Source organism: Insolitispirillum peregrinum (genome assembly GCF_900156605.1).
Classification (GTDB): Bacteria; Pseudomonadota; Alphaproteobacteria; order Rhodospirillales; family Rhodospirillaceae; genus Insolitispirillum; species Insolitispirillum peregrinum.
Genome location: NZ_FTOA01000003.1, coordinates 496,517 through 511,842, shown reverse-complemented (window position 1 = coordinate 511,842; position 15,326 = coordinate 496,517). Strand labels below are relative to the sequence as shown.

Below are 15,326 nucleotides of genomic sequence, written 5' to 3'. Positions count from 1 at the left end.
GACAGCGGGAACGCTTCTCCCGAAAGCCTCCCACCAAAAGCTGTTGTGCCTGTGACGGAGTGTAGCTCAGCCTGGTAGAGCACCGTCTTCGGGAGGCGGGGGCCGGAGGTTCGAATCCTCTCACTCCGACCACTCAAAAACGCCCCGCGTTCTTCGGAACCGGGGCGTTTTTTGTTGTCGTTTTTCACGACAATTGGCAAGGTCAGTGCGGGCTACCGCCCGAGCCCGTTCGGGGGCCAATGCCCCCGATCCCCCATTTTTCTTTAAAAATCAAAGTAACGGGGTCCGGGGCCTCAAGGGCCCCGGCGAGGTGTGGAGCAGCGCTCCATGATCCCGGTTTCTGTTTGTCGTGTCCTGCATCCTTCTCGCAGTAATGCCCTCCACCTTACGATGCCCGCACCCGCGACACAAAGCTGCTCACTTCCTGTTGCAGGATGGCGGCATTTTGTGCCAGTTCCTGCGAAGCGGCCACCACCTGTTCCGAAGCGGCACCAGCCTCTCCGGCGGCCTGACTGACGCCTTGAATGTTGCTTGACACTTCGCCGGTCCCAGCCGCCGCCTGCTCGACGTTGCGGGCGATTTCCCGCGTGGCGGCGTTCTGCTGCTCCACCGCCGTGGCAATCGACGAGGCCACCTGATTGATGTCCTCGATGATACCGACGATTTCATCAATCGCCGCCACCGCGTGCTGGGTTTCCGACTGTACGCTGGCAATCTGGCGCGAAATTTCCTCGGTCGCCCGGCCCGTCTGGCTGGCGAGGTTTTTCACCTCATTGGCCACCACGGCAAAGCCCTTGCCCGCATCACCGGCCCGCGCCGCCTCGATGGTGGCATTCAGCGCCAGCAGGTTGGTTTGCTCGGCAATGTCGGTGATCATGTTGACCACTTCGCCAATCTGCGAGGCGCTGGTGGACAGCCCCTTCATCACCTCGTGGGTGGTGGCTGCCTTTTCCGCCGCCCGGCTGGTGATTTCACTGGAATGCTGCACCTGCCGACCAATTTCACTGATCGAGCTGGACAGTTCCTCGGCGGCCGAGGCCACCGTCTGGACGTTGGCACTGGCCTGTTCCGAGGCCACGCTCACCGCCTCGGACTGACGCTCGGTTTCTTCGGCAATCGCGGCCATCGTCTGGGCGGTGGCCTGCAGTTCGGTTGCCGCCGAGCTGACCGTTTCCACCACATGCCCGACACTGCTTTGGAACGAATCTGCCAACTGGTTCATCAGGCGGCGCTTTTCCTCGGCGGCACGCTCTTCGGCCAGATGCTGTTCGGCTTCCATCTGGCGCACCCGCTGGGCGTTTTCCTTGAACACCTCCACCGCCTGCGCCATCTCGCCAACTTCATCCTTGAAATCCAGCGCCGGAACATCGGTCTCCAGATCCCCGCCGGCCAGACTGCCCATCGCCCGCGCCATCCGGTGAATCGGGTCGGTGATGCCAAAGGCAATCACCCCGGCCATCGAGACCCCGAGCACCAGAGCGGCAATCCCCAGCATCAGGCTGTCGGACTGGTTACCCTCAATCAAGCGCGTTGCCGACACCCGTTCTTCCTGCATCCGGTCCTGGGCGACCTTCAGGGCTTCGACCGACACATCACTAAAAACCTTGGCCTGCTGCGGCATGTCGATCATCGACAGTTTGTGCAAGTCCTGTCCGCGCTGGGCAAAGGTCTTGAACGCGGTCATGTAACGATCCATCTGGCCGCTGACATCCTGCATTGCGGACAGGGATGCGCCGTTCAGCAGGGTCACCAGCGCCGCATGCCGCTCCTTGAAGACGCCATACAACCGCTCGACTTCAGCGGCCTGTTCGGCCTTCGGGGTATTGGCATAGCGATAGACGTTCAGGCGCAGGCTGAGCAGGGCCTCCTGCAGCGCCCCTGCCCGTGCCGCCACATCCATTGTGCCGTTGCTCAGGGACTGCCCCAACAGGGTGCCGATGGCGGTGGCGGCCTGCATCCCCGGCCCGACCATGTCCTGATCGAACAGCCGTTCCTTGTCTGCCCGCAGCTGTTCCAGGCTATCAAAGTTGCGCATGTAATCGGCCAGAATGCCTTGCAGGCGGCGATAGCGTTCCTTGCGGGACTCCGCACGGGTGCTTTGCAGCAGACTGTCCAGGTCACGGGTCAACTGGTCCCGCGTGGCCCGTACCGCCGTAGCGGTGGCCGGATCGCCACTATAAAGATAGCTGAGGGCAAGGCGCCGCATTTGCCCGACATTGGCATCCACCTGACCAATCAGAACCGCATTTCCGGCAACCCGGTTATAGTTCTCCAGCGACGCAACCGAAGCACTTCCCGAGCGATACGACAGAGCAACTTCTATCGCCAACAGCAGCAGCACCACCGTGAATCCCACGCCAATGCGGATGCCGATTTTAAAACGCGCCATAAACTGGATCATCGTCGTTGCCTTCCCATGGATAGGGATGCGCGGTCCATTATCCCGCAAGCCCGAACAGGGCCTCTCCCCACATCATCCCTGTATTATTTTACCGCCAGCCTGTCGCCAGTGCGGCCCTGCCCCGCTCCAGAGCAGAGGCCGCAAACAAAAGCGACAGAGCAAAAACCACATTCTCTGCGTGAAAATACAACTGATGGCCGAGCAAAGAAACACAAAACTAAGAACGACTAATTCCAAGGACTTAAGCCTCAGCCACACCCCTAATATTAGGATAAGACAAATGATTGAATATATGTGAATATTTAAACAGCAACGACATCTTGTTACACTTCTCATTTTACACAATTCATCCATAAAATATTTGTCAACTTACCAATCAGAATACAATAAATAGTTAAATAATTACGCATAAATTGGCACAAGAAGATATATTCCAAAAATACAATCAATAACTTTCAATTAATACACGAACAATAAGAGGAAATACTAACGTTATCGACAAACAAAAATAACCCCATCCTCACCGAAGATAGGGAAATGGCTGCGACAACCTCGCATCCATCAATAAAATCTTGTTGGGGAACTACTGCATCGGGTTTCAGGAATGCGCCTTGCACGCCGTCCTGTCGATATCCTTGACGGGCGGCAAAAGGCTCTCGCCCGCCGCCGTCCTGCCGCTTATTTTTTCTTTCGCATGCCCAGCATTGCAATCAACAGGTACAGCGGCATGACAGCGGTGCGCAGCCAGTTGGTCATGTCACTGTGGACATTGAACATTTCCAGCAGCAGCTCGATTCCCTCCAGCAAAGCCCCCAGAATCAGCAAGGGCAGTAAAAAGCGGATGAAAATATCGCGCAGGCCGGAAAGGACCGAACGGGCGGTAAAGCGGGACGCGGAAGCGGTCATGGCGGGACTCGGAACTGGGGATTACAGGAAACAAGGTACCCTCTGCCCGGAATCCCTCCTAATGAACTGGGCATTAAACCTGTGTAAAGTTTATGATGAAACCAGTCCCGGAAAGAATGTCGATCAAGGAGCAGACTGATGGTGATCGAGCGCGCCCGTTCGTGTTGCGTGATTGTTGATGTTCAGGAAAAGCTGTGCCCGGTGATGGATGACCCGCGCGAGGTGATCTATAACTCCAGCCGCCTGCTGCGCGGCGCGGCCCATCTGGAGGTGCCGGTGATCGTTACCGAGCAATATTCCAAAGGTATCGGCCCGACGATGGCCGATCTGCGCCCCTATTACGACACCACCGCCACCATCGAAAAAATCACCTTCTCCTGCACGGGCGAGCCGGTGTTCACTGATCGCCTGAAACAATTGGACCGCCCACAGGTGGTGGTGGCAGGAATCGAGGCCCATGTCTGCGTGCAGCAAACCTGCCTTGGCCTGCAGGCAGCGGGATATCAGGTGTTTGTGGTCGAAGACGCCTGTTCGTCGCGGCGACGCAAAGACAAGGACCTGGCACTGGCCCGCATGGCGCAGAACGGCATTGATGTGGTCAGCACGGAAATGGTGCTGTTCGAGTGGTTGGGTCGAGGCGATGATCCGCAGTTCCGCACTGTTCTCAACCAGTTGATCAAGTGATCCTCCCTTTTCTCTCTGGAGTCTTTCCCGATGAGCCTGCCCACTGTGGTTCTGGTCCCCGGCCTGTTGACCGATGACGACCTGTTTGCTGCCCAGATCAGCGGTCTGGCCGATTGCGCCACCATCATCATTGCCGACACCACGCAGGATGACAGCATCAGCGGCATGGCCCGCCGTCTGCTGGACTCGGTCGAGGGACCGTTTGCCCTCGCCGGTCTGTCGATGGGCGGCTATGTGGCGCAGGAGGTCATGCGGCAAGCCCCCCACCGCGTTACCCGGCTGGCCCTGCTCGATACCAATGCCCGCGCCGACCGCCCCGAACAGTCCGACCAGCGGCGGGCGCTGGTCGCGCAGGCACAGTCCGGCTCGATGGCACAGATTGCCGATCAGTTGCTGCCGGTACTGGTTCACCCTGACCGCCTGCACGATGACGCCCTGACACACCGGGTGCGCGCGATGGCCGAACGGGTCGGTCTGGCTGCCTTTGCCCGCCAGCAGCAAGCCATTCTCAGCCGGGTGGATGGCCGCGCCGATCTGGCCCGCATCACCGTGCCAACCCTGTGTCTGTGCGGGCGGCAGGATGCCCTGACCCCGCCAAAGGTCCATCAGGAAATGGTCGATGCCCTGCCCGCTGGCGTGCTGGTCGAGGTTGACGACTGCGGCCATCTGTCGACCATGGAACAGCCCCACGCGGTGACGGCATTATTTCGCTATTGGCTTCAGCGTTAAAGAAGGCTAGGAAAGGGGGCCTTTCGCGCAGAAAGAGTCGCCTTGTCGCTGACAAGCGGCTTTCTCTGGCAAACAGGCAGGTCGGCATCATAAGATGTTGACATTTTCCGGGGGCGTGCGTATTTTGCGCCCTCTTTCGTTTACTAAGGTTAGCCGAGGAACGACATCATGCGAGTTCGCAATTCGCTGAAGTCGGCCAAGACCCGCGACAAGGATTGCCGCGTCGTGCGTCGTAAGGGCCGCGTTTACGTGATTAACAAGAAGAACCCGCGCATGAAGGTCCGTCAGGGCTAACATTCGCCCCGCCGGTTTTGGCATTTTCGGATGACCCGTTCCGGTTGGTGTGAAGCGTGTTCAGAAAAAGCCGCCCCCGCAAGGAGGCGGCTTTTTCGTTATGCTGCGGGTAGCTCTGACGCCCCCCCTTGTTAATGCAACGCCTGATACTTCGCCTGCAATGCCTGTTGGCTTTCGCGGTGCGCCGGATCAGCCTTGATGCAATCGACCGGGCAGACACTGACGCACTGCGGCGTGTCATTGGCACCAACGCATTCGGTGCAGCGGTCGGGATCAATGCTGTACACCGGATCGCCCACCGCAATGGCCTCGTTCGGGCATTCGGTCGGGCAGGCCCCACAGGCGATACAGTCGTCTTCAATCCTCAAAGCCATTGCGGCCTCCTTTTTTTCCTGACCAGCCTGCATCGCCCTGACCGGCTGACACAGACGCTCCCGCGATTGAACGCCTGCATCCGGTGGGTCGCAATGCGATTTGTCAACCACCCATAACTCTTTCATTAAAAACGATAATTACTCATATCTACTGTCGCGTCTGGTGGTTTTTCAGTGGCCTTGGGCCGGTAAAACAGCTATACCTGATGTGCGCGACATCCCCCATGCCTGCGCGTCTTTCCCACCCATCCGCGCCATCCTGACGGGGGAAGTCCGCCCGCTGCCTGTGCCCGATCCTGCGGCAGAGGCAGAGGCGCCGCATCGTTTTCAAGGGGGAGACTCATGAGCTTTTCTTCCGTTTCCATCGCCATGACCGGCAGTGGCGGCGCTGGCGTGATGACCGCCGGGCAAATGCTGGTCGATGCCGCCGCCCGTGCCGGGTGGTACGGGCTGATGGGCCGCTCGCTCGGGCCGCAGATTCGCGGCGGAGAGTCGGCAGCACTGCTGCGCCTGTCACCACAGCCGGTGCAATCCCCCGATGACTTTTATGACCTGCTGGTGGCGGTCGATTGGGGCAACATCGAACGCTTTGCCTCGGAACTGCCGCTGCACGCCGAAACGGTGATCATCAGCGACCCGGTCCAGGGCCCGGTTCCGGCGCTGATGCTGGAACAGTCGCCGCGCGTCATTGAGGTCCCTCTGAAAGAGATCGCCCGTTCCACCCCCGGCGGTCGGGTGAACATGGTCGCCCTCGGGCTGGTGGCGGCGGCGATCGGCATTCCGGCGGCCACCATCGAACAGGTGCTGAGCACGGTTCTGGGGAAAAAGGGCCCCGAAGTCATTGCCCAGTCGCTGGCCAGCCTGCACGCGGGCATGCAGGCCGCCGAGCCTCTGGCAGGCCACCTGCGCCCGCTGGCTCCCCCCACTGCTGCCGGGCAGGACCGCTGGTCGATCACCGGCAACGAAGCCACCGGTCTGGGCGCTCTGCGCGGCGGCGTGCGGTTCTGCGCCGCCTATCCGATCACCCCGGCCACCGAAGTCCTCGAATGGCTGGCTCCCAACCTGACCCATGTCGGCGGGACGCTGGTGCAGGCCGAGGACGAGCTGGCCTCGATCAACATGTGCCTCGGCGGCTCGTTTGGCGGCGTGCCGTCGCTGACTGCCACCTCTGGCCCCGGCCTCGCCCTGATGACCGAAGGACTCGGGCTGGCGGTGGCCTCGGAAACGCCGGTGGTGGTGGTTGATGTGATGCGCGGCGGTCCGTCCACCGGCATTCCCACCAAATCCGAGCAGTCCGACCTCAACATCGCCGTCTATGGCCTGCACGGCGATGCCCCCCATATTGTCACCGCCCCGCTGTCGATTGCCGATTGCGTGTTCACCGCCCAGTGGTCGGTAATGCTGGCCGAGTCCCGCCAGTGCCCGGTGATCATGTTGTCCGATCAGGCCGCCGGGCAGTCGCGCGCCGTCCTTGACCGCCCCACCCTGCCCGACTTTCACGCCCACCGTTTGCGGGCCGAAGCGGCAGAGGGCGACTATCAGCGCTATGCCCTGACCGCCGATGGCGTCTCGCCGATGGCCATTCCCGGCACCGCAGGCACCACCTATACCGCCGATGGTCTGGAGCACAGTCCGAAAGGGACACCCTCGACGCAGGCCCGCCATCATCAGGAGCAGCTCGACAAGCGTCTGCGCAAGCTGACCGAGTTCGACTATGGCCCGGCGTGGGCCGAAATCAGCGGCCCGCCCGATGCCGACATGGCGGTGATCACCTTTGGCTCGATCACCGAACAGGTGCGCGAGGCGCTGGCCCGCGCCGCCGAAACCGGCCTGCACGCCCGCCTGATTGCCGTCCGCCTGCTGGCTCCGGCCCGCCCGGCCCGGATGGTGGCGGCCTTGCAGGGGATAGGCAAGCTGCTGGTGGTCGAACAGAACCACAGCGCCCAATTCCACAGCCTGCTGCGCGCCCAGTACGACCTGCCGCCGCTGGTCCACACCCTGCACCGCCCCGGCCCGCTGGCCCTGCGGCCACACGAAATCGTCACCGCCCTCGGCGCGCTGGCGCAGGCTGATGCCTGCGTAGCCGCCTGAGCCCGCCCGGAGAGACATCATGAACACCATCCCCTGCGATGTCACCGCCGAGCCGACCTATTCGGCCAATGACTATAAGTCCCAGATCAAGCCGGTCTGGTGCCCCGGCTGCGGTGACTATTCGGTTCTGTCGGCGCTGACCAAGGCCCTGAGCGAGTTGCAGCTCCCGCCGGAACAGGTGGCGCTGGTATCCGGCATCGGCTGTTCCTCGCGCCTGCCGGCCTATACCTCGCTCTATGGCTTCCACTCGATCCATGGCCGCGCCCTGCCGGTCGCCACCGGCCTGAAAGCCGCCCGCCCGGACCTGACCGTGCTGGTCGCCGGTGGCGATGGCGACGGCTTTTCGATTGGCGGCAACCACTTCCTGCACGCCTGCCGCCGCAACATCGACATGACCTATATCGTGATGGACAACGCGGTCTATGGCATGACCAAGGGGCAAGCCTCGCCGACCACCGCCCCCGACTGGACCGGCTCCAAGCTGACGCCTGAGGGCACCGGCATCGAAGCCATCCATCCGCTGGAAATCGCCCTGTCCGCCGGAGCCAACTTCATCGCCCGCACCTTTGCCGGACAGCCCAATCACGTTGCCCAAATGATCTGCGAAGGCATCTGCGCCCCCGGCTTTTCACTGATTCAGGTGCTCAGCCCCTGCGTGACCTTCCGCCCCGAGCAACGCGGCTACAAGGAGCAGGTCCATCAGGACTGGAGCACCCCGGTCACCGACCGCAAGGAGGCTTTCCTGCGTCTGCTGGACGATGACGGCTTTGCCACCGGCGTTCTGTACCGGGGCAACCACCGCCCGTTCCACCCGGCCCCTGATGACACCCTGAGCATCGCCGATCTGGAAAAGAGGTTCGCGCTATGATCACCACCGTCCCGGAATTTTTAGCCCACGCCATCACCCTGGAACGCGAATCCGCCGAACGCTTTGACGAGCTGGCCGACGCGCTGGAGGTTCACCACAATGGCGATGTGGTCGAGCTGTTCCGCAAGATGGCGCATTACTCGCGCCTGCATCTTGCCGAGGCTCGCGATGCCGCCAAGGGCCTGACCCTGCCGCACTATGCCCCATGGGAGTACCACTGGCCGGACGCCGAAAGCCCCGAGACGGTGGAAATCGACGAGGTGCATTACCGCATGACCCCGCACCATGCGCTGATCGCCGCCAAACAATCCGAAGAGCGCGGCCATGCCTTTTATGCCCTGATCGCCAGCACCTGCCCCAATGCCGAGGTGCAGGCGATGGCCGCCGAATTCGCCGCCGAGGAGCAGATGCACATCAGGCTGTTGCTCGACTGGTTGAAGAAATATCCGCCACCGGGCGAGCATTGGGCCGAAGACCTTGATCCACCGGTATCGGTGGATTAGCCCCGCATCCCCAGAAACAGGGCAACCACCCGCTGAACATGGCGCTCGGCCTCGGCGGGGGATGGAGCGGGGATCATCGCCATCGACACCTGTCGCTGATAGTCCCCGATCACCATTTGAATGAACACACTGGCCAGCCACGCCGGGTCCTCGGCCAGCAGATGCCCGGCCGCCTGCAAGACCCGCATGTGGTTGGTCAAAATCGCCTGCAAGGTGGCCGGACCGGAGCGATAGAACAAGCGAGCCTGTTCAGGAAAACGGGTGGCCTCGCCAATCGCCAGCCGGTGAACGGCAATCGCCCGGGGCGACAGGATACGCTCCAGCATCCGCAGGCCAAACACCGTCAGCACCTGTTGCGGGGTCTGCCCCGGATCGTCCAGTGCGGCCAATGGCCCCAGTGTGTCGCCGCAAATGGCCTCGATCGCCGCCACAAACAGCTCTTCCTTGCTGGTGAAATGGGCATAGAGGGTCTTTTTTGACGCCTTGGCCTGCTGGGCGATCATGTCCACCGTGGTCATTCCGAATCCATGCTCCAGAAAGACCTCGGCGGCGGCATCGCGCAGGCGGGCACGCTGGTCTTCCGGCTTGCGTCCGGGGCGGGGGGCGGAAGGGAAAGCCGTCATCAGATATCCTCAGGCGGAAAGATTGACAGCAGTGTAACAGCGATGACAGGATACAGAAACGAAACCGTTTAGTTTCCACATAGGCCATCTCCATGTCCGAAGTCTCCCGCATCGTCCACCGGCATGCCAAACCCGGCTGCGCCGCCACCTATGAAACCCTCGTGCGCGGGATGCTCGAGGCCTCCAGCCATTTTCCCGGCTATCTGTCAGCAGCGATCATTCCGCCGCACAGCGAAGACCAGCCGTTCCAGATTATCCAGCGTTTCGCCACCCAGGCCGACCTCGACCGCTGGCGCAGTTCGCCGGAAAGCGCCGACTGGCATCAACGGCTGGCGCCGGTGGTGGCCTCCGAGGCCGACTATCGCACCCTCAGCGGGCTGGAAGTGTGGTTTCCGGCAAAAATCACCAGCACCGGCCCGGCCCGCTGGCGGTTGGCGGTGGTCACGTGGATGGGAATTTTCCCCACCGTCGCCTTTTGCCTGTGGTACATCGCCCCCTTGCTGGCAGCACTGCCGTTCCTGCTGAAGGTCGCCATCCTGACCATCCTTGTGGTGCTGGCGATGACCTATGGCATCATGCCCCGCCTGTCGCGCTGGATGGGCTGGTGGCTGAAGCCGGTGAGGCGCAAGGTTTAGAGTAGTGAGCGTGGCTTATGTCACAGTACACGACAAACAAAAAACAGGATCATGGAGCGCTGCTCCACACCTCGCTGGGGCCAGTCGGCCCCAGACCCCATTCCTTTGATCATAAAAGAAAAAATGGGGGTTTGGGGGCATCGCACCCAAACGGGTTTGGGCGGTAGCCCATTCTTTTTCGGAAACTGTCGTGTACTGTGAGTTTATGTCCACAGTACACGACAAACAAAAACCCCCCGCTCTCTGACGAGGGCGGGGGGTTTCAGAACACGCAAAGCTTACAGCACGCGCTTGATCATCTTCTGCTTGATGTCAGCAATTGCCTTAGCGGGGTTCAGACCCTTGGGGCAAGTGTTGGTGCAGTTCATGATGGTGTGGCAGCGGTACAGCTTGAACGGGTCTTCAAGGTTGTCCAGACGCGTGCCGGTGGCTTCGTCGCGGGAGTCATTGATCCAGCGCGAGGCCTGCAGCAGGATGGCGGGGCCGAGGTAGCGGTCGCCATTCCACCAGTACGACGGGCACGAGGTCTGGCAGCAGAAGCACAGGATGCATTCCCACAGGCCGTCGAGCTTGGCGCGCTCTTCGGGGGACTGCAGGCGCTCACCCTTGCCCGGAGCCGGGGTATCAGCCTGCATCCACGGTTCGATGGAGGCATACTGGGCGTAGGGCACGGTCAGGTCGGGCACCAGGTCCTTCACCACCGGCATGTGCGGCAGCGGATAGACGGTGGCGTCGCCCTTGATGTCCTCGATCGGCTTCAGGCAGGCCAAAGTGTTCAGGCCGTCGATGTTCATCGAGCACGACCCGCAGATCCCTTCACGGCACGAGCGGCGCAGGGTCAGCGTGGAGTCGATTTCGTTTTTGATCTTCAGCAGGGCGTCCAGCACCATCGGACCGCAGTTATCGAGATCAATCTCGTAGCTGTCCAGGCGCGGGTTTTCGCCGCTGTCGGGATCATAGCGGTAAACCTTGAACACCTTGATGTTCTTTGCACCGGCCGGAGCGCGGAAGGTCTTGCCTTCCTTGACGCGGCTGTTCGGCGGCAGATTGAATTCAGCCATGGGCTTGTTCCTCTCGCTTCCGGCCTTAGTACACGCGAGCCTTCGGCTCGATGTACTCAACCTCGTCGGTCAGGGTCCAGGTGTGGACCGGACGATAGTCCAGGGTGACGTTGTACTTGTCGTCAACCCAGGCCAGGGTGTGCTTCATCCATTCCTGATCGTCACGGTTCGGGAAATCTTCGTGGGCGTGCGCGCCACGGGATTCCTTGCGGGCTTCGGCGGAAATGATGGTCGCCGAGGCGCAGGCCATCAGGTTTTCCAGCTCCAGCGCTTCCATCAGGTCGGTGTTGAACACCAGCGAACGGTCAGCGATGCGCATGTCCGGCATGTTGGCGGCAACGCCCTTCAGGGCCTCGACGCCTTCTTCCAGCGACTTGGAGGTGCGGTACACCGCAGCGTCGCGCTGCATGGTCTTCTGCATGTCCAGACGGATGTCGGCAACGGCGCGGCTGCCGTTGGCGTTGCGCACGCGGTCCAGACGCGACAGGGCCAGATCGGCATTGTCGGACGGCAGCGGCTTGTGCTGGGTGCCCGGCTTGATCAGCTCGGCAGCGCGGAGAGCGGCGGCGCGGCCAAACACCACCAGATCGAGCAGCGAGTTGGTGCCCAGACGGTTCGCACCGTGCACCGAGGTGCTGGCGCATTCACCGACGGCCATCAGACCACCACAGACGGCGTCCGGGTTGTCCTTGGTCGGACGCAGGACTTCGCCCATGTAGTTGGTCGGAATGCCGCCCATGTTGTAGTGGACGGTCGGCAGCACCGGGATCGGTTCCTTGGTGGCATCGACACCGGCGAAAATCTTCGCCGTTTCGGTGATGCCCGGCAGGCGGGCCCACAGGACGTCGGCACCCAGGTGTTCCATGTGCAGGTGGATGTGGTCGTTTTCCTTGCCGACCCCACGACCTTCGCGGATTTCCATGGTCATCGCACGCGACACGACGTCGCGCGAGGCCAGGTCCTTGGCGGTCGGAGCATAGCGTTCCATGAAACGCTCGCCCTTGGAGTTGGTCAGGTAGCCACCTTCCCCACGGGCACCTTCGGTGATCAGGCAGCCCGAACCGTAAATGCCGGTCGGGTGGAACTGCACGAATTCGTGGTCCTGCAGCGGCAGGCCGGCGCGGGCAGCCATACCGTTACCGTCGCCGGTGCAGGTGTGGGCCGAGGTGCAGGAGAAGAAGGCACGACCATAGCCGCCGGTGGCGAGCACGGTCTGGTGCGCCTGGAAGCGGTGGATCTTGCCGGTGGCCATTTCCAGCGCGATCACCCCACGGCATTCGCCGCTCTGCGGGTCCATGATCAGGTCGAGGGCAAAGAACTCGACGAAGAACTGGGCCTTGTGCTTCAGGCTCTGCTGGTACAGCGTGTGCAGGATGGCGTGGCCGGTACGGTCGGCAGCGGCGCAGGCGCGCTGGACCGGGGCTTCACCAAAGTTGCGCATGTGGCCGCCGAACGGGCGCTGATAGATCTTGCCTTCCGGGGTGCGCGAGAACGGCACGCCGAAATGTTCAAGTTCGTACACCGCCGGAATGGCTTCGCGGCACATGTATTCGATGGCATCCTGGTCGCCCAGCCAGTCCGACCCCTTGACGGTGTCGTACATGTGCCACTTCCAGTTGTCCTCGGCCATGTTGCCGAGGGCAGCGCCGATGCCGCCCTGCGCCGCCACGGTGTGCGAGCGGGTCGGGAACACCTTGGTCACGCAGGCGGTCTTCAGACCGGCGGCCACCATGCCAAAGGTGGCGCGCAGACCAGCACCGCCAGCACCGACGACAACGGCGTCGTACTGATGGTCAATGATTTCGTAAGCGGCCATAACCCTTAGCCTCCGATGGCAACAAACAGGACGCACACCACCGAATAAATACCAGCGGCAGTCGCCAGCAGCTTGGTGGCGATGATGGCGATCGGCTTCATCACGGCGCAGTGCACGTAGTCTTCGATCACCACCTGAATGCCCAGCTGGGCGTGATGGAACACGGCGACCAGCAGCAGGATCAGCAGGGTGGCATTGCCGGGCGAGGACAGCCAGGCATGCATATGCTCATAGCTGGACCCGACGTTGGCAATGATCGAGACGACAAACCAGAAGACCAGCGGTACCAGGGCAATGGCGGTAACGCGCTGTTGCCACCAGTGATGGACGCCTTCCTTGGCCGAACCGAGGCCGCGGACGCGGCCAAGCGGGGAGCGCAGGCTCATGTTCTTTCCCCCAATCAGATGGCGAGACCGAGGATCCAGGCCAGCACGGTCAGTGCCGCAGCAGCCCCCAGAACCACGATACCCGATTTCTTGATCTGTTCGATTTCAAAGCCCTGGCCGGCGTCCCAGAACAGGTGACGGATACCGTTGCACAGGTGGTAAAACAGGGCGGCGGACCAGCCGAAGATCAGCAGGTAGCCGAACCACGATCCGATGACGGATGCGGCGGTTTCGTACGCTTCTTTTCCGTGGGCGGCCGAAGCCAGCCAGTACATCAGCACGATGGTGCCGACAGCGAGCGCAACCCCGGTGATGCGATGAGAAATCGACATCGCCATGTGCAGCGTAAACTTGTAGATCTGCAGATGGGGGGACAGGGGCCTGGATTGAGATTTCATGGCGCGGGCCTCTCGACAGGATTCCACGGTCGGCCTCCCGGAGCCGAGTCATGGATTGATTCCATTTTGGCGGTGCGGCGATGGTGTATCCCGTCACACGGTTCCTGTCAATGATTCCTCCCCACTCGGCAAGGGAGATTACTCCCTACCCGGCGGTGTAGGGAGTGCAAATAATTCTCACTATCATTTATCAGCAAAATCAAGCTTCCGGCAAGCATTTTCAAAATGCCCCCCTTTCCTGCCGCCCTACCCGCCAGACAGGGCGTTTCCCCCCGTTCCGCCCGCCCGGACAGCCTCCCGAACAGTCCACACCGGCAATACCAGAGCACGCAGGGTTGCATCATCAACGGCCCGGTTCTGTCCCAATCGACAAAACGGGCCAGAGCGGGGCATGCCTCCCCCCTCTGGCCCGGATCACCCTGATTGTCTTCGACTCGGTCCGTAAAACGCCGTTCGAGTCGGATCAGCGCAACAACTTCAGCGCGCCGGTCAGCGACCGCACCCACTTGTCTGGCCCAACCAGCCCCACCCCGTCCAGCTCCTCGCTGGTCAGGTCACGCCCGGTCAGTTCCTGCTGATAGTCGGCAAAGGTATGGATGCGGCGGGCAAAGGCCGGAAACGGCACCACCGCTGCACCGTCCGGCATGTCTCCCTGACAGGCCTTGGCAATCACTGCCTGCAGGGTGGCGCTGTCGGCCTGCAGGATCGGCACCGGATATTCCGAACAGCCCAACACCATGCGGTCGGCAGAATCACGCAAAACCGTCCCGGCCAGCGCCGGAACATGGGCGGCCAGCCCGACCGACACCACCGCCGCCGTATTGACCACCGCCCCCAGCGGCAAATCCGGCCGCACCAGCACCGACACCCGCAGGCTTTCTTCTGTCTTGCTCATTTCTGCTCCCATCATCAGATCATTGGACCAGAGACAAGAGTACGCAGGACATCGCGGAAAAGGCTTTCAGACTTGCCGGGAAATGGCCCATTCTGCGGTAAACCAGACCCGAAAACAGCCGATGGCAGGAAAATGGAACCCTTGATCCTTGATGCGCAGGATTGCCGCCTGCTGCAACAGCTTCAGCAGGACAGCACCCTGACCAACCAGCAACTGGCCGAGCGGGTCGGCATGTCGGCCTCGCCGTGCTGGCGCCGGATACGGGCGCTGGAGGAACAAGGGGTGATTCAGGGCTATGGCGCCCGACTGGACCGGCGGCGGCTGGGCTGGGGGGTGCTGGCGTTCATCCGCATCAAGATCGACAGCCACAGCGACGACGAAGCCCGCGCCTTCGAGGACGCCATCCGCACCCTTGATCCAGTAATTGCCTGCTATTCAATTGCTGGCGATGCCGATTTCCTGTTGCAGGTGGTGGCCGAAAGCCTCGACACCTACACCGATTTCGCCATGACGGTGGTCCGCCGCCTGCCGCGCATCAAGGAAATGCAGACCACCTTTGTGCTGAAGGAAATCAAGCCCCTACAGGGGTTACCTCTACTAGGGAGCTGAATATAAAAGTACACAACAGAAAATCATGGAGCTCTGCTCCACACCTCGCTGGG

The 15,326-nt window shown here is 61.6% G+C and carries 17 protein-coding genes and 1 tRNA gene; 9 read left to right on the top strand and 9 right to left on the bottom strand.

From position 1 onward, the window contains the following. The first annotated feature begins 55 nt into the window (after window positions 1-55). Window positions 56-132 (top strand) — tRNA-Pro (locus BW995_RS10055). 253 nt (window positions 133-385) lie between these two features. Here BW995_RS10055 and BW995_RS10050 read toward each other — a convergent pair. Both BW995_RS10050 and BW995_RS10045 read right to left on the bottom strand, forming a co-directional pair. Next, window positions 386-2,389: a HAMP domain-containing methyl-accepting chemotaxis protein gene (locus BW995_RS10050; protein ID WP_175617036.1), complete on the bottom strand. Its 2,004-nt coding sequence runs from the start codon at window positions 2,387-2,389 to the stop codon at window positions 386-388. A gap of 690 nt (window positions 2,390-3,079) precedes the next feature. After that, window positions 3,080-3,307: a hypothetical protein gene (locus BW995_RS10045; RefSeq protein WP_076400138.1), complete on the bottom strand. Its 228-nt coding sequence runs from the start codon at window positions 3,305-3,307 to the stop codon at window positions 3,080-3,082. A gap of 138 nt (window positions 3,308-3,445) precedes the next feature. On the opposite strand from BW995_RS10045, the gene BW995_RS10040 reads away from it, so the two are divergent. The 3 genes from BW995_RS10040 (at window position 3,446) to ykgO (ending at window position 5,014) form a co-directional block, all read left to right on the top strand. Further along, a complete protein-coding gene (locus BW995_RS10040) occupies window positions 3,446-3,991 on the top strand; it encodes a hydrolase (protein ID WP_076400136.1) in 546 nt (181 codons plus the stop codon). A gap of 30 nt (window positions 3,992-4,021) precedes the next feature. Further along, window positions 4,022-4,720, top strand: coding sequence for an alpha/beta fold hydrolase (locus tag BW995_RS10035; RefSeq protein ID WP_076400134.1), 699 nt, complete (start codon window positions 4,022-4,024; stop codon window positions 4,718-4,720). A gap of 168 nt (window positions 4,721-4,888) precedes the next feature. After that, entirely contained in the window at window positions 4,889-5,014 is a 126-nt protein-coding gene (gene ykgO / locus BW995_RS10030; RefSeq protein WP_076400132.1) for a type B 50S ribosomal protein L36, read from the top strand. A gap of 131 nt (window positions 5,015-5,145) precedes the next feature. Here ykgO and BW995_RS10025 read toward each other — a convergent pair whose 3' ends face one another. Next, window positions 5,146-5,388, bottom strand: coding sequence for a YfhL family 4Fe-4S dicluster ferredoxin (locus BW995_RS10025; RefSeq protein WP_076400130.1), 243 nt, complete (start codon window positions 5,386-5,388; stop codon window positions 5,146-5,148). 342 nt (window positions 5,389-5,730) lie between these two features. Between BW995_RS10025 and BW995_RS10020 the strand changes: the two genes are divergently transcribed. From BW995_RS10020 to BW995_RS10010, 3 genes are read left to right on the top strand one after another with little or no spacing between them, the layout of a single operon-like run. Continuing rightward, on the top strand, window positions 5,731-7,479 hold the full coding sequence (locus BW995_RS10020; RefSeq protein ID WP_076400128.1) for a 2-oxoacid:acceptor oxidoreductase subunit alpha: 1,749 nt from the start codon (window positions 5,731-5,733) through the stop codon (window positions 7,477-7,479). A gap of 19 nt (window positions 7,480-7,498) precedes the next feature. Next, on the top strand, window positions 7,499-8,347 hold the full coding sequence (locus BW995_RS10015; RefSeq protein ID WP_076400126.1) for a 2-oxoacid:ferredoxin oxidoreductase subunit beta: 849 nt from the start codon (window positions 7,499-7,501) through the stop codon (window positions 8,345-8,347). Beyond that, a complete protein-coding gene (locus BW995_RS10010) occupies window positions 8,344-8,850 on the top strand; it encodes a ferritin-like domain-containing protein (protein ID WP_076400124.1) in 507 nt (168 codons plus the stop codon). The genes BW995_RS10015 and BW995_RS10010 overlap by 4 nt, the downstream gene beginning before the upstream one ends. Here the strand turns inward: BW995_RS10010 and BW995_RS10005 are convergent. Next, window positions 8,847-9,473, bottom strand: coding sequence for a TetR/AcrR family transcriptional regulator (locus BW995_RS10005; RefSeq protein WP_076400122.1), 627 nt, complete (start codon window positions 9,471-9,473; stop codon window positions 8,847-8,849). The genes BW995_RS10010 and BW995_RS10005 overlap by 4 nt on opposite strands. A gap of 92 nt (window positions 9,474-9,565) precedes the next feature. On the opposite strand from BW995_RS10005, the gene BW995_RS10000 reads away from it, so the two are divergent. Continuing rightward, complete coding sequence (locus BW995_RS10000) at window positions 9,566-10,108, top strand: antibiotic biosynthesis monooxygenase (protein ID WP_076400120.1); 543 nt, start codon at window positions 9,566-9,568, stop codon at window positions 10,106-10,108. 278 nt (window positions 10,109-10,386) lie between these two features. Here BW995_RS10000 and BW995_RS09995 read toward each other — a convergent pair whose 3' ends face one another. From BW995_RS09995 to BW995_RS09975, 5 genes are all read right to left on the bottom strand, one after another. After that, entirely contained in the window at window positions 10,387-11,169 is a 783-nt protein-coding gene (locus tag BW995_RS09995; RefSeq protein WP_076400119.1) for a succinate dehydrogenase iron-sulfur subunit, read from the bottom strand. 25 nt (window positions 11,170-11,194) lie between these two features. Continuing rightward, window positions 11,195-12,985, bottom strand: coding sequence for a succinate dehydrogenase flavoprotein subunit (sdhA, locus tag BW995_RS09990; RefSeq protein ID WP_076400118.1), 1,791 nt, complete (start codon window positions 12,983-12,985; stop codon window positions 11,195-11,197). Between the two features lie 5 nt (window positions 12,986-12,990). Continuing rightward, window positions 12,991-13,371, bottom strand: a complete 381-nt coding sequence (sdhD, locus tag BW995_RS09985; protein ID WP_076400116.1) for a succinate dehydrogenase, hydrophobic membrane anchor protein — start codon at window positions 13,369-13,371, stop codon at window positions 12,991-12,993. 14 nt (window positions 13,372-13,385) lie between these two features. Beyond that, complete coding sequence (gene sdhC, locus BW995_RS09980) at window positions 13,386-13,769, bottom strand: succinate dehydrogenase, cytochrome b556 subunit (RefSeq protein ID WP_076400114.1); 384 nt, start codon at window positions 13,767-13,769, stop codon at window positions 13,386-13,388. A 463-nt stretch (window positions 13,770-14,232) separates the two neighbouring features. After that, window positions 14,233-14,664 carry a DUF2000 domain-containing protein gene (locus tag BW995_RS09975; protein ID WP_076400112.1) on the bottom strand — a complete coding sequence of 144 codons (432 nt, stop codon included), beginning with the start codon at window positions 14,662-14,664 and terminating at the stop codon, window positions 14,233-14,235. A 132-nt stretch (window positions 14,665-14,796) separates the two neighbouring features. On the opposite strand from BW995_RS09975, the gene BW995_RS09970 reads away from it, so the two are divergent. Beyond that, on the top strand, window positions 14,797-15,273 hold the full coding sequence (locus BW995_RS09970; RefSeq protein WP_076400110.1) for an Lrp/AsnC family transcriptional regulator: 477 nt from the start codon (window positions 14,797-14,799) through the stop codon (window positions 15,271-15,273). Window positions 15,274-15,326: the final 53 nt, after the last annotated feature.

Bases quoted from the DNA above. Each gene is read 5' to 3' on its own strand.
- BW995_RS10050 (WP_175617036.1), bottom strand. From the start codon at position 2,389: ATGGCGCGTTTTAAAATCGGCATCCGCATTGGCGTGGGATTCACGGTG.
- BW995_RS10045 (WP_076400138.1), bottom strand. From the start codon at position 3,307: ATGACCGCTTCCGCGTCCCGCTTTACCGCCCGTTCGGTCCTTTCCGGC.
- BW995_RS10040 (WP_076400136.1), top strand. From the start codon at position 3,446: ATGGTGATCGAGCGCGCCCGTTCGTGTTGCGTGATTGTTGATGTTCAG.
- BW995_RS10035 (WP_076400134.1), top strand. From the start codon at position 4,022: ATGAGCCTGCCCACTGTGGTTCTGGTCCCCGGCCTGTTGACCGATGAC.
- ykgO (WP_076400132.1), top strand. From the start codon at position 4,889: ATGCGAGTTCGCAATTCGCTGAAGTCGGCCAAGACCCGCGACAAGGAT.
- BW995_RS10025 (WP_076400130.1), bottom strand. From the start codon at position 5,388: ATGGCTTTGAGGATTGAAGACGACTGTATCGCCTGTGGGGCCTGCCCG.
- BW995_RS10020 (WP_076400128.1), top strand. From the start codon at position 5,731: ATGAGCTTTTCTTCCGTTTCCATCGCCATGACCGGCAGTGGCGGCGCT.
- BW995_RS10015 (WP_076400126.1), top strand. From the start codon at position 7,499: ATGAACACCATCCCCTGCGATGTCACCGCCGAGCCGACCTATTCGGCC.
- BW995_RS10010 (WP_076400124.1), top strand. From the start codon at position 8,344: ATGATCACCACCGTCCCGGAATTTTTAGCCCACGCCATCACCCTGGAA.
- BW995_RS10005 (WP_076400122.1), bottom strand. From the start codon at position 9,473: ATGACGGCTTTCCCTTCCGCCCCCCGCCCCGGACGCAAGCCGGAAGAC.
- BW995_RS10000 (WP_076400120.1), top strand. From the start codon at position 9,566: ATGTCCGAAGTCTCCCGCATCGTCCACCGGCATGCCAAACCCGGCTGC.
- BW995_RS09995 (WP_076400119.1), bottom strand. From the start codon at position 11,169: ATGGCTGAATTCAATCTGCCGCCGAACAGCCGCGTCAAGGAAGGCAAG.
- sdhA (WP_076400118.1), bottom strand. From the start codon at position 12,985: ATGGCCGCTTACGAAATCATTGACCATCAGTACGACGCCGTTGTCGTC.
- sdhD (WP_076400116.1), bottom strand. From the start codon at position 13,371: ATGAGCCTGCGCTCCCCGCTTGGCCGCGTCCGCGGCCTCGGTTCGGCC.
- sdhC (WP_076400114.1), bottom strand. From the start codon at position 13,769: ATGAAATCTCAATCCAGGCCCCTGTCCCCCCATCTGCAGATCTACAAG.
- BW995_RS09975 (WP_076400112.1), bottom strand. From the start codon at position 14,664: ATGAGCAAGACAGAAGAAAGCCTGCGGGTGTCGGTGCTGGTGCGGCCG.
- BW995_RS09970 (WP_076400110.1), top strand. From the start codon at position 14,797: ATGGAACCCTTGATCCTTGATGCGCAGGATTGCCGCCTGCTGCAACAG.